Genomic DNA, 13617 nt, shown 5'->3' on the forward strand with positions numbered 1-13617 from the left:
GAGAAAATTGATGGCTACAAGCGCTAACAGGCTTGAGATTCTGCAAATTGCAGATGCTGTTGCACGTGAAAAGTCAATCGACCGTGAAATTGTCATTTCTGCGATGGCTGATGCTATTCAAAAAGCAGCACGTTCTCGTTATGGTCAAGAAACCAATATTCGTGCTGAAATCAATTCTAAAACAGGTGAAATTAAATTACAGCGCCTGCTTAAAATCGTTGATGTCGTTGAAGACTATACAACGGAAATTACTTTGTCTGATGCTCTCAAACGTCAAGCAGAAGCAAAAATTGGTGATTTTTTTGCTGATCTTTTACCTCCTATGGATTTTGGACGTATCGCAGCACAATCTGCTAAACAGGTTATTGTACAAAAAGTACGCGATGCAGAGCGTGATCAGCAATATGAAGAATTCAAAAATAAAGTTGGTGAAATTATTTCTGGTACAGTTAAGCGTGTGGAATATGGTAACGTCATCGTTGATCTAGGGCGCGGTGAAGCTATTGTGCGCCGTGATGAATTAATTCCTCGTGAATCATTCCGCTATGGAGATCGCATTCGTGCTTTTGTCAATGATGTACACCGTGAAACGCGTGGGCCGCAAATTTTCCTTTCACGCACCCATCCCCAATTTATGGTAAAACTTTTCACTATGGAAGTACCTGAAATTTATGATGGTATTATAGAAATCAAATCTGTTGCTCGTGATCCAGGCTCACGGGCTAAAATCGCCGTTGTTTCACGCGATGGTTCCATTGATCCTGTTGGAGCATGCGTTGGAATGCGAGGAAGTCGTGTACAAGCTGTTGTTGCTGAATTACAAGGCGAAAAAATTGATATTATTCCTTGGTCGCCTGATGCGGCAACATTTGTCGTTAATGCACTGCAACCTGCTGAAGTTTCTAAAATCATCCTTGATGAAGATGCTGAACGGATTGAAGTTATTGTGCCAGATGATCAACTTAGCCTTGCTATTGGACGACGTGGGCAAAATGTTCGCTTGGCTTCGCAACTAACAGGATGGAACATTGATATTTTAACGGAAAAAGAAGAATCTGAGAATCGTCAAAAAGAATTTACTGAACGGAGTAAATTGTTTATGGAGGCCTTAGAGGTTGACGAAATGATCGGACAGGTTATGGCATCAGAGGGTTTCTCTTCTATTGAAGAAATCGCCTATATTGATCTTGAAGAAATTGCTTCTATTGATGGTTTTGACCATGAAACTGCTAATGAAATCCAAAGTCGTGCCCGCGAATATCTTGATCGGCAAGAAAAAGAGCTCGACGAAAAACGTAAAAAACTCGGAGTTTCTGACGAATTGCGAACACTTCCTGGAATGACAAGTGCTATGTTGGTTGCTGTAGGTGAGGATGGTGTAAAAACGATAGAAGACTTTGCTGGCTATGCCGTTGATGATTTAGCTGGTTGGAGAGAACGTAAAGAAGGTCAAACACAGAATTTTTCTGGTATTTTAACCCCTTTTGACATTACACGCGCAGATGCAGAAGCTATGGTTTTAGCCGCACGTGTACAAGCAGGCTGGATAGACCAAGCTGATCTTGTTACAGAAAGTCCTGTAGAAGATGAAAATTCTGCAGAAAATGAAAAAACAGATGATTTGGATGTGGATACACTTTAAATGAATGAACGGACTTGCATTGTAACCAGAAAAAATGCTTCAGTACAAACACTGATCCGTTTTGTTATTGGTCCCAATAACCAAATTGTTCCTGATCTTAAAGCGAATTTACCAGGGCGTGGCGTTTGGATTTCTGCCCATCACGCTGTTATTGAGAAAGCAATCAAACAAAAAGCTTTTCATAGAAATTTTAAAACAGATGTTGAAGTTGCACCAAATCTTGTGCATGTTGTTGATACGCTTTTACTAAAAGCCGCTCTTTCAAGCCTTTCCATGGCGCGAAAAGCGGGAGCAATTGTTATGGGAGCAACAAAGGTTGACGCTGCTATCCGCTCTGGTAAAGTTATTCTTGTACTTCATGCTAAAGAAACAACAGAAGATGGGAAACGAAAAATTGCACAGGCCATCCATTCAATACAACAACAAACAAATCGGACTATAAAAACCATATCTTTATTTACAAGTGATGAAATGCGAGTGGCTTTTGGCTCTAATCCTGTAATGCACGCGGCCTTACTGGACACAAAAGCTGCTGGAGGATTTCTCAAAACAACATGTAAATTGATCAGCTATCGTGACGACAAGCATAGTAAGTCTAGTGAGATGACGGCACAAGCCGTGAAGGAAGTACAATGAGTGAAAATAACAACGACAAAACAACCGTCAAGAAGACACTAACTCTCAAGAGGTCTGTCTTGGAAACGAGTACGGTTAAACAAAATTTTAGTCATGGCCGTACGAAGGCTGTCGTTGTCGAAACCAAGCGGCGTAAAATTACGCGACCTGATGAAAAATCTGAAACCCTACAGCCCATTACAAAGCCGCATGTGGCTTCTCAGCGCTCTAAACCACGTTTTGAGGAAAAAAAGCCTCAAGAATCTGTAGCCAAAAGCAATCTTTCATCGGCTGAAATGGAAGCAAGACTTCGCGCATTAGAAGAAGCACATATCCAAGAAAGAATAACGCGAGAACAAGCCGAAGAAGAAGCAAGGCGCGCTAAAGAGCGTGAAGAAATTTTACAGCAAGAAATTAAAGAAAAAGAAATACATCTCCAACAAGAAGAAGAAATATCGCCAGTACAGATTCCACCTGTTCCCCCTCTCATTGAACAGACAGATATTCCTATTGCGCCTAAACATACAACCGTGGTTGAAAAACGCAAAATAGATGACAATAAAGAGGAAGAACGGCATAGTCGACGTGCTAATCCTGCTAAGTCAGACATACGTATACCCAAAGTTGTCAAAGGAGCTGATGAGCGGAGACGCGGAAAGCTAACTCTGAATAGTGCACTGGATGAAGAAGGAAGCGCACGTGGGCGCTCAATGGCTGCAATGCGGCGTAGACAGGAAAAGTTTAAGCGTGCACAAAATCAAGAACCAAGAGAAAAAATTTCTCGCGAAGTTGTTCTTCCTGAAACGATTACCATTCAAGAGCTCGCACAACGTATGACTGAGCGTTCTGTTGATGTGATTAAATTCTTGATGAAACAAGGACAAATGATGAAACCGGGCGATGTTATTGATGCAGATGTTGCCGAACTCATCGCTGTTGAATTTGGCCATACTGTTAAACGTGTTTTAGAATCTGACGTAGAAGAAGGTATCTTTAATATAACAGATAATCCTCAAAACATGCAGCAACGCCCCCCTGTTGTAACCATTATGGGCCATGTTGACCACGGAAAAACTTCTCTTTTGGATGCTATTCGTAAAGCAAATGTTGTTTCTGGCGAAGCAGGAGGTATTACGCAGCATATTGGTGCCTATCAAGTAGAACAAAACGGTCAAAAAATTACCTTTATTGATACACCAGGGCATGCTGCATTTACGGCTATGCGTGCACGCGGAGCGCGTGTTACTGATATTGCTGTTCTCGTTGTAGCCGCTGATGATAGTGTTATGCCTCAAACGATTGAATCAATCAATCATGCGAAAGCTGCTGGTGTCCCTATCATTGTTGCTATCAACAAAATTGATAAACCAGCTGCGAATGCACAAAAAGTGCGTACAGAACTTCTACAACATGAAGTGTTTGTTGAAACTATGGGTGGAGAAACTTTGGACGTTGAAGTTTCTGCTAAAACTGGTCAAAATCTTGATAAACTTCTCGAAGCTATCCTTCTTCAGGCTGAAATGCTTGATCTGAAAGCAGATCCTCAACGAACTGCAGAGGGCGTTATCATTGAAGCCAAATTGGATCGCGGACGTGGGTCTGTTGCAACAGTTCTTGTTCAAAAAGGTACATTACACCCTTCTGATATTATCGTTGCCGGAAATGAATGGGGTCGTGTGCGTGCTTTGATTGACGACCATGGCCGCCATGTCAAAGAAGCCGTTCCTTCTACACCAATTGAAATTTTAGGCATGCAAGGAACACCACAAGCCGGAGACCGTTTTGCTGTTGTCACACATGAAGCAAAAGCACGTGAAATTTCTGAATATCGTCAACGATTAGCACGTGATAAAGCTGTTGCGCGGCAAACTGGTTCACGTGGTTCTCTTGAACAAATGATGACAAAATTGCAAACGACTGGTGTTAAGGAATTTTCTCTTATTATAAAAGGGGATGTGCAAGGATCAATTGAAGCAATCGCTTCAGCATTGGAAAAACTCGGAAATGACGAAGTTCGTGCGCGTATTGTACATTCTGGTGCTGGAGGAATTACCGAAAGTGATATTTCTCTTGCGGAAGCTTCTAACTCTGCTGTAATTGGCTTTAATGTTCGAGCCAATAAGCAAGCACGTGATTTTGCTAAAACACAAGGAATTGAAATTCGTTATTATAACATCATTTACGATCTTGTTGATGATATCAAGGCTGCTATGTCTGGATTACTCTCACCAGAACAGCGTGAAACATTCCTTGGTAATGCTGAAATTCTAGAAGTCTTTAACATTACAAAAATTGGAAAAGTTGCAGGCTGTCGCGTTACAGAAGGTAAAATAGAACGAGGAGCCGGTGTTCGCCTTATCCGCGATAATATCGTTATTCACGAAGGAAAGCTGAAAACACTCAAACGCTTTAAGGATGAAGTCAATGAAGTGCAAAGTGGTCAAGAATGTGGAATAGCCTTTGAAAATTATGAAGACATGCGTGCAGGAGACATCATTGAGACCTTCCGTATCGAACATATTAATCGCACATTATAAAATAATCCAATAACTTTACTCTGTTGTGAAATGAGAAAAGTTATTAGGTTTTATACGCAATATCTCTTTTTCCTTATCTAAATGGTCAAAAAAGAGATCTTGTAGCAAGGATAAAACTTTGATGAAAAATGCAGGGCCATCACAACGGCAACTTAGAGTAGCAGAGCAAGTACGTCATGCAATAGCGCATATATTACAGCGTGATATTTTGCTTGATGATATCTTAAAAGATATTGTTATTTCTGTCTCTGAAGTACGCATGTCACCAGATTTAAAAATTGCTACTTGCTTTGTATCACCTCTCAGCACTCTTAAAAATGCTTCTCATACCGATGTTGTTGATACCCTCAATAAACGTAGTCGTTTTCTCCGTGGAGAAATCAGTCATGCGTTGCGACAAATGAAATATATGCCAGAACTGCGTTTCCGACTTGATAATAGTTTTGATAATTTTTCAAAAATTGATGCCCTCCTTCGCTCGCCTGAGGTTGCACGCGATCTTCACCATAGTGATACAGATGAGGATTAAAGATATGGCGCGGCAACATAAGAAAAAAGGGCGTCCTGTTTCTGGCTGGGTCATATTTGATAAACCAAAAGGAATGAAATCAACAGAAGCTGTTTCACAAATCAAATGGCTCTTCCATGCTCAAAAGGCAGGACATGCGGGTACACTTGATCCTCTTGCTTCTGGTCTCCTTCCCATTGCATTGGGCGAAGCAACCAAAACCGTCCCTTACGTGATGCAAGGCAAAAAAACTTACCGTTTTCATATTGCTTGGGGGCAAGAGCGCTCAACAGATGATCTAGAAGGAGAAATAACCAAAACATCTCTCAAACGTCCAACTCGAGAAGAAATACTTGCTCTTCTTCCTCAATATACAGGTATTATTTTGCAAACACCTCCACAGTTTTCAGCAATCAAAATTGCCGGAAATCGTGCCTATGATTTAGCGCGTGAAGGGGAAGTTGTTGAAATTCCGCCCCGTGAAGTGGAAATAGAAACTTTCAAGTTATTAGAAATGCCTACCAAAGAGCATTCTGCCTTTGAAATAACCTGCGGAAAAGGAACTTATGTGCGCTCTTTAGCACGCGATATGGGACGTGATCTCGGTTGCTATGGGCATATTGCTGATTTAAGACGTATTGCCGTCGCACCTTTTGATGAAGAAGATCTCATTACATGGGAGGAACTAAAAGCAGCCATTCCGCCAAATAAAAACACTACAGAGGAAAATAATCGTTCTTTTGAAAAAAAATTCACAACACTTGATGGGCTCTTAATTGAAACGAGCGCTGCATTGGATTGCCTCTTTCATTATACCCTTAATGAAACCCAAGCACAAAGAGTTATGAAGGGGCATTCTATACCCTTGTGTCATCACAAAGTACCTCTTGATGAAGATGAAATTTGTGTCCTCTATAAGGAACAACTTCTTGCTATCGGCACCCTCGACAAAGGTCTATTTAAAGCAAAGCGGATTTTTACAATTTAATCGATTCTTTCCCCCTTTTGCGGAAAAATCATTTTTCTCTCTCAAATAAAGAAAATGTTTTGCTTTTCATTGTCTCCATTTTTCTTATTCACATCAAAAATTAAGTTAACGATACAAGCCAACACCATCATACACTTTGTCCCCCCTAATGTCACAACAGTCCTTGCATTTAAAAAGATTCATAAGCGGCATGTTATATCCCTTTTTCAATCTCTTTTTACTTACACATTAACCTCCGTTTGTAATGAATCAGCGAATGATTTGGATGGATTCAACCTAAACACATTTAAAATGAAATAATCCTAAGATATCTAGACTTTTACATTCAATATAAAAAACAGTTATTTATTCTTATAATCAATGTGTTGGAATCATATGCATTGCATCCAACCTTAAAAACTCAAGAATCTATATCATGTTAAATCACTCATTTGATCATTACAGTACACACCTACATAATCTCTTTTTGGCGAAAAGAATTGTTTCGAATAGAAAAACTCAAACCTTAGGATTTAAACACATTGTAAGGATAATCCCTTCCAACTATCTATCCAATAAAAATTGATCGTTGACCACCTAAAAATGACATCATTATGCTTACAATCGATTATTCTAATCATAACGAAAGCACGCAAAGGTTTTGTAAAAATATCTGTAAAGAATAAGAAATTGTCAAGCTAGGGACTAGCTTATCGTTGTTTTTTGTATCGAATAAAAAGCTGGTATATCTCTTCATTCCATGGTTGGTATATTTTTTATTTCATGACTTTATTTATCTGATAATACTATATTTCTTCTCTTGCTTATAAAGCAATATTCAACCCTAATACTGTAACATTTTTGAAAGAAAGATTAAAATGGTTGGTATTTTGTAAACAGTTTCAACCTTCTATTCCAGATATGAGTAAAGATATATCTGGTTGAGTAATATTTAAAAGGATAAAATAGCTTCATTTTGAAAAAATATGCAAGCAAAAACAAGCTATTTTTCATCTTACTATTATCCCTTTCATTCGACTCTAATTTTTAAATAATAGGGATTACGCTTTGTCTTACGTTTTTATTTTTCTCGCTCTTTTAATATGATTATTTCTCACTCAAAATAGGACGCCTAAAATAAAAATTGTTGTGCTGCTTATTCACATGCTTTTTTAAGAAACATTTCTCAATGCATTCGAACCTATTTCACAACAACGCTCGTAAAATATATAAAATTCATTGCGCATGGCCCCATCTTTACGCTTAATAAAAATATAAGCCGGTATTATCATTCTATTTTCTAATTTAAAGTGTCGTAATAAACCTTGGTACTCGAAATAGTTTATTAGAAATCCTCCTTTTTCTATCATACCCACTCTTACTTGTGACGTACAAGAAAATGGTTTTGATTGATGCAATATAAAGTGAGATAAACAGATTTGAAATGAGAAAAACTTAAATTTTTCAAGACTATTATTTACCATAAAAAATGATAATTAGTCATTTATTAAGTCAATATATTAACTATTGTAATACCCGTTTTTTTGTTGTTGCACTTATGCAAAAAAATTGATCAAAATAATATTAACATAATTTAATATTTTACAAAAAAACTGTTTTAACCCTAAGGGAGATGATCAGAGGAGACTTTTAAAAGCATCTCATTGGCTTGGGGTATTGTTTGGCGTTCAATCATGCGGTGCACTCTTATACCGTTAGGAGCACAATTTAAATGACGCAGACGCTTATTGACTTCGGCATCCGCTTTTGTGCGACGATGATTATGGCGTAAATAATCTACCCATGTTGGCATATGATAAGCCTCTGTCCAATATTCAGGTCTTTCCAGATCTCGTAAAAGGACCCATTGACGCGCACCATCGCGTAACCGAATATGGCGTCGACGCGTCATCACTTTAAGAAACTCTTCGAGATCATTTTCATGAATTTGATAATCAATCATTATCATGATCGGGCCACTTCTTGCTTTGAGGTCGAGTAATAATTCCGGCTCTCTAAAATGATCAAGAGGATTTAAATCTATCTGAGGAATTTCTTGAATTCTAAACTTTACCCCCGCAAGAGCACCTAAAATCAAGAATAGAGAACAAATGCTCAAAGCAATTGTTGGAGAATAACCATCAGCCAAAACTCCCCAGATTGCACTTCCAATAGCCATCCCCCCATAAGATGCCGTTTGATAAAGTGCTAAAGAACGAGCTACAACCCAGCGTGGTGTGGAGAGTTGTACAGATGTATTAAACAACGATAATGCCAAAACCCAACATAAACCTGCAGGAAATAAAGCAATATGGCTTATAATCAGTGAACGGCTTATTCCCAATAAAAAGCAAGAAAAGGCAAAACCAATAAATGCACTTGCAATAATTGTTTCTGAACGAAAATGATGCCGTACAAATTCATTAATAATACCTGCTGTCATGGCTCCTAACCCAAAACAACCCAGCAACGTACCATAAAGAAGGGCATTTCCTCCGAGAACTTTATGCGCAACAATTGGCAAAAGTGCTAAAATCGAAATTGCTCCTATACCAAAAAGGAACGCTCGAACCATAATACTTAAGAGATTAGGCGACATCGCAACATAACGCAAACCATCTGAGACAGCTCCTAACAGTCTTTCTCGTGGCAATGGGTTGTTTTTATAATTCGATTTCCAGAAAAATAACGCACCAATAAGAGGAATATAGCTTATAGCATTAAACAAAAAAGCAGCAGATGCACCCAAAGTTGCAATAATGGCACCACCAATCGCAGGGCCAACACTCCGCATCAAATTAAAGCCGACACTATTCAAACTAACAGCAGCAGGAATATTTTCCCTGCTCACAATATCTCCTATCGTTGCTTGCCAAGAAGGATTATAAAAAGCTGTACCACATCCAATCAAAAACGTAAAACATAACAAAAGCCAAGGTGTGAGAAATCCCAGATAGGCTAAGACAGCTAAACTCATGGATATGACCATCATCATAATTTGCGCGCACAACATAATTTGACGCCGATTAAAATTATCAGCTAAGGCCCCTGCCATCAAAGAAAACATAACAAGTGGTAACGTTGTCGCACTTTGAACAAGCCCAACCATGGAATGCGAAGAACTAATCAACGCCATTAACCACCCTGCTCCAACAGCCTGTATCAGCCCCCCTAAATTAGAAATAAGAGTAGATGACCATAAATTTCGAAATACCGAATTACGAAAAAGTTTTAATGTTGAAATGCTCTGCATCTTTTTCCTCCAAATCGGTATTTATCACTTTTGTTACCACATACACGCTCATAATCTTTGTATCAAAAGGATGCATAATTCTTTAAAAAACTTCTCATAAAACTCTATTTAAATCAATATTTCAAAACAAAAGCTTTTATTTAAAGAAAGACTTCAAAATGCTGTTAAGGACTAGTATTTTAACCTTCTTTCCTATATAAGAACGAAAATAGGTAAGAGTCTTCGACTTTTCCTGTTTTCTCACAGACCCTTGCTGAACGACATCTCGGCTATGGGTGACTTTATGTTTCTTCGTTTTTGGAAAGGATAATACGATGTCGATTACAGCTGAACGTAAACAAGCTCTTGTCGCAGAATACGCAAATAAAGTTGGTGATACAGGATCACCAGAAGTACAAATTGCTGTACTTTCTGAACGTATTTCTAATTTAACAAACCACTTTAAATCTCATAAAAAAGATAATCATTCTCGTCGTGGTCTTTTGAAGATGGTGTCTCAACGCCGGCGCCTTCTTGATTATCTTAAAGGAGTTGACCAAAATCGTTATCAGACACTTATAAAGAAGTTAGGTTTGCGTCGCTAAAAGAAAAATGGAAGTGGTATTTAAAAAACATCCATTTTTTCAACGTGTTGCTTTTAATTAAAAATTTTAAAAACTGATAAGTTATTATGGGATAGAACTGCTCATCGTTTCGCATTTAAGCAGTTTACTTCTTTTTTCTTGCAACAAAGATAAAAAGTATGTTGTCCATCCCAGATCTTGGAAGTATGCTACGCGAAACCAGAATGTGAGCAATCAAAGATTTAAACACTGGTCATTAAGGATAAAAAATGTTTAAAACGCACAAGATAGAAATTGAATGGGCCGGGCGTCCGCTCACCCTTGAAACAGGGAAAATAGCGCGTCAAGCTGATGGTGCAGTGATTGCCACCTATGGAGAAACGATTGTCTTAGCTACCGTTGTATCAGCCAAAATCCCAAAACCAGACCAGGACTTTTTTCCACTCACCGTTAATTATCAAGAAAAATCCTATGCTGTTGGTCGAATACCTGGGGGCTATTTAAAACGTGAAAGTCGACCAAGTGAAAATGAAACTTTGGTTTCACGTTTGATTGATCGCCCAATTCGTCCCCTTTTCGTTGAGGGATATAAAAATGATACACAAGTTATTGTTTCCGTTATACAGCATGATCTCGAAAACAATCCCGATATCCTTGCAATGATTGCATCTTCTGCCGCATTGACCCTGTCAGGTGTTCCTTTCATGGGGCCTATAGCCGGTGCCCGCGTTGGCTATTGTAATGGACAATATGTTCTTAATCCTCATATCGATGAAATGCCTGAATCAAAACTTGATCTTGTTGTTGCTGGAACAGAAAGTGCTGTTTTGATGGTTGAATCAGAAGCACAAGAATTACCGGAAGATATCATGTTGGGAGCTGTGATGTTTGGTCACAAAGGCCTTCAACCTGTCCTTGATGCCATCATCAAGCTTGCTGAAGTTGCTGCAAAAGATCCTCGTGATTTTGTTCCTGAAGATCTTTCTGAACTTGAAAAAGCGGTGCAGAAAATGGCAGAACAGGATATACGAAAGGCTTACACAATTACTGATAAGCAAGAACGTTATGCTGCAATTGATGCTCTAAAAACAGAAATTATCAGTAAATTTATGCCAGAAACAGAAGACGACTGTCAATTCAGTGCAGATCAAATTGCAACCGTCTTTAAACAATTGCAAGCAAAAATTGTTCGTGGAAACATTCTTGATACCCAAAAGCGTATTGATGGACGCAATCTTTCTACCGTGCGCCCTATCCAATCAGAAGTAAGTATTTTACCCCGTACACATGGATCCGCACTCTTTACCCGCGGAGAAACACAAGCTATTGTCGTTGCAACATTGGGAACTGGTGAAGATGAACAATATGTTGATTCTTTAACGGGTATGTATAAGGAAACATTCCTCCTCCATTATAATTTTCCACCATTTTCCGTGGGTGAAACAGGACGCCTTGGTTCTCCTGGTCGTCGTGAAATTGGACATGGCAAATTGGCATGGAGAGCAATTCATCCCATGTTGCCAAATAAAGAATCTTTTCCTTATACCATTCGTGCTGTCTCAGAAATTACTGAATCCAATGGATCTTCTTCTATGGCAACGGTTTGTGGAACGTCACTTGCTCTCATGGATGCTGGTGTTCCTCTAGCACGCCCTGTTGCTGGTATTGCTATGGGCTTGATTAAAGAAGGAGAACGCTTTGCTGTTCTTTCTGATATTTTAGGAGATGAAGATCATCTTGGAGATATGGATTTTAAAGTCGCAGGAACAGAAAATGGTATTACTGCCTTGCAAATGGATATCAAAATTGATGGTATTACCGAAGAGATTATGAAAATTGCGCTTGAACAAGCCAAAGGTGGCCGAATCCATATCCTTAATGAGATGGCGAAAGCTTTAACCAGTGCACGTGCTGAGCTGAGTGAATTTTCTCCGAGAATCGAAGTTATGAATATTTCTGTCGATAAAATCCGTGATGTTATCGGCTCTGGTGGTAAAGTTATTCGGGAAATCGTGGAACAAACAGGAGCAAAAATTAATATTGAAGATGATGGTACCATTAAAATTGCTTCTGCTGATGCTAAAACCATTGAAGCGGCAAAACGCTGGATCCATTCTATTGTTGATGAACCTGAAGTTGGTGCTATCTACCAAGGAACAGTTGTAAAAACTGCAGAATTTGGTGCATTTATAAACTTCTTTGGTTCTCGTGATGGACTCGTTCATATCTCTCAACTTGCATCGGAACGTGTCGCCAAAACAACCGATATTATTAAGGAAGGCGACAAAGTTTGGGTTAAGTTAATGGGCTTTGATGAGCGTGGAAAAGTTCGGTTATCAATGAAGGTCGTTGATCAAACAACCGGAAAGGAAATCACCGGTGATAAAGCGATGAATGAAGAAAAGTGCGTGGATGAAAAAAAACAACCTGAAAATAAGCGCCGCCGTAAGAAAAAAGAAGAGTAAGCCTTTCTTCTTATCAATCATGAAATGCCATCCCAATATTGGAATGGCATTTTTCTTTGAAAGAGCCCTATGTGTTATTATTTTTGCCTTTTGAAAATCATGAACTCCCGTATCCAGATCCAAGCCAATGTTGGCTGAGTTTCGGTTTAACAGAAGTTCCGGCTCAAAAATGGGCGCAAAATTTAAAAATTATTACGCCTTGGCGACCAGATTTTTTAAAATTTGTCGATACTCAATTTCACTGCTCTCCTCAAATAGATAAAACTTTCAACTATGATGGTGCATTTTTACATTTGAGCAAATATCGTGGTTTTAATCAAAATTGTTTTCTTGATTTATTAGAATGCGTTAAACCCAATGGATGGGTTGTGATCAGTGGGAATAAAACTGCTGGTGCTGCTTCAATGATGAAATGGGTCAAAAATATTGTCCCCATCACCAATAAACTGTCTAAAAATCATGGTCTGGTATTTTGGCTGCAAGTTCCTCCACAAATAGAGAAACAGAATATTGTACAATTGCGCTCACCACCGCTTACTTTTGGTAAATTTCAAACTACTTCTGGTATGTTCTCACACGGTCGTATTGATCCAGGATCTGCTGCGCTTGCTTCTTATATGCTCAAAGTTATTTCTGGAAAAACAGCTGATTTTGGTGCTGGATGGGGTTATCTTTCTCACGTTGCGCTTGAAAGAAGTGAAAAACTCACTGCTCTCGACCTTTATGAAGCAGACTACAATGCTTTGAGAGCAGCAAAACAGCACCTTAAATCCATAACAACTCCTTTTCCAATTCATTTTTATTGGCACGACCTTGTACATGAACCTATCACAAATCTATATGACACAATCATTTCAAATCCACCGTTTCACACACAACAAACAACAGATGTTTCATTAGGAAAAAATTTTATTATAAATGCTGCAAAGTGCTTAAAGCCAAGCGGCAGTCTGCTTTTTGTTGCAAACCGCCACCTGCCTTATGAAACATTATTAAAAAATATTTTCCGCACAGTGTTGATACACGAACAACCCCATGGTTTCAAAATTATCGAAGCACGCAGATAA

9 protein-coding genes are annotated in these 13617 nt (G+C 38.8%); 8 read left to right on the forward strand and 1 reads right to left on the reverse strand.

The window, feature by feature from the left end:
- Positions 1-10: 10 nt before the first annotated feature.
- From nusA to truB, 5 genes are all read left to right on the forward strand, one after another.
- Positions 11-1642, forward strand: a complete 1632-nt coding sequence (gene nusA, locus ACFIM8_RS04495; protein WP_375606785.1) for a transcription termination factor NusA — start codon at positions 11-13, stop codon at positions 1640-1642.
- Positions 1643-2278, forward strand: a complete 636-nt coding sequence (locus ACFIM8_RS04500) for an RNA-binding protein (RefSeq protein WP_375606784.1) — start codon at positions 1643-1645, stop codon at positions 2276-2278.
- Positions 2275-4794, forward strand: a complete 2520-nt coding sequence (gene infB / locus ACFIM8_RS04505; RefSeq protein ID WP_375606783.1) for a translation initiation factor IF-2 — start codon at positions 2275-2277, stop codon at positions 4792-4794. The genes ACFIM8_RS04500 and infB overlap by 4 nt, the downstream gene beginning before the upstream one ends.
- Positions 4795-4915: 121 nt before the next feature.
- Positions 4916-5323 carry a 30S ribosome-binding factor RbfA gene (rbfA, locus tag ACFIM8_RS04510; protein WP_375606782.1) on the forward strand — a complete coding sequence of 136 codons (408 nt, stop codon included), beginning with the start codon at positions 4916-4918 and terminating at the stop codon, positions 5321-5323.
- 4 nt (positions 5324-5327) lie between these two features.
- On the forward strand, positions 5328-6290 hold the full coding sequence (gene truB / locus ACFIM8_RS04515) for a tRNA pseudouridine(55) synthase TruB (protein ID WP_375606823.1): 963 nt from the start codon (positions 5328-5330) through the stop codon (positions 6288-6290).
- 1603 nt (positions 6291-7893) lie between these two features.
- Here truB and ACFIM8_RS04520 read toward each other — a convergent pair.
- Positions 7894-9522: an MFS transporter gene (locus ACFIM8_RS04520; RefSeq protein ID WP_375614574.1), complete on the reverse strand. Its 1629-nt coding sequence runs from the start codon at positions 9520-9522 to the stop codon at positions 7894-7896.
- A 314-nt stretch (positions 9523-9836) separates the two neighbouring features.
- Between ACFIM8_RS04520 and rpsO the strand changes: the two genes are divergently transcribed.
- The 3 genes from rpsO to ACFIM8_RS04535 all read left to right on the forward strand — a co-directional run bounded on the left by rpsO (position 9837) and on the right by ACFIM8_RS04535 (position 13617).
- Positions 9837-10106, forward strand: a complete 270-nt coding sequence (gene rpsO, locus ACFIM8_RS04525) for a 30S ribosomal protein S15 (RefSeq protein WP_005774142.1) — start codon at positions 9837-9839, stop codon at positions 10104-10106.
- A 248-nt stretch (positions 10107-10354) separates the two neighbouring features.
- Positions 10355-12550 (forward strand): polyribonucleotide nucleotidyltransferase, encoded by a 2196-nt coding sequence (pnp, locus tag ACFIM8_RS04530; RefSeq protein ID WP_375608024.1) that lies wholly within the window; start codon positions 10355-10357, stop codon positions 12548-12550.
- Positions 12551-12621: 71 nt separating this feature from the next.
- The gene (locus ACFIM8_RS04535) at positions 12622-13617 is read left to right on the forward strand and encodes a class I SAM-dependent methyltransferase (RefSeq protein ID WP_375610548.1); all 996 of its coding nucleotides are present in this window, start codon (positions 12622-12624) and stop codon (positions 13615-13617) included.

It is taken from the genome of Bartonella sp. AC535YNZD (genome assembly GCF_042196625.1).
GTDB lineage: Bacteria > Pseudomonadota > Alphaproteobacteria > Rhizobiales > Rhizobiaceae > Bartonella.

Bases quoted from the DNA above. Each gene is read 5' to 3' on its own strand.
- nusA (WP_375606785.1), top strand. From the start codon at position 11: ATGGCTACAAGCGCTAACAGGCTTGAGATTCTGCAAATTGCAGATGCT.
- ACFIM8_RS04500 (WP_375606784.1), top strand. From the start codon at position 1,643: ATGAATGAACGGACTTGCATTGTAACCAGAAAAAATGCTTCAGTACAA.
- infB (WP_375606783.1), top strand. From the start codon at position 2,275: ATGAGTGAAAATAACAACGACAAAACAACCGTCAAGAAGACACTAACT.
- rbfA (WP_375606782.1), top strand. From the start codon at position 4,916: ATGAAAAATGCAGGGCCATCACAACGGCAACTTAGAGTAGCAGAGCAA.
- truB (WP_375606823.1), top strand. From the start codon at position 5,328: ATGGCGCGGCAACATAAGAAAAAAGGGCGTCCTGTTTCTGGCTGGGTC.
- ACFIM8_RS04520 (WP_375614574.1), bottom strand. From the start codon at position 9,522: ATGCAGAGCATTTCAACATTAAAACTTTTTCGTAATTCGGTATTTCGA.
- rpsO (WP_005774142.1), top strand. From the start codon at position 9,837: ATGTCGATTACAGCTGAACGTAAACAAGCTCTTGTCGCAGAATACGCA.
- pnp (WP_375608024.1), top strand. From the start codon at position 10,355: ATGTTTAAAACGCACAAGATAGAAATTGAATGGGCCGGGCGTCCGCTC.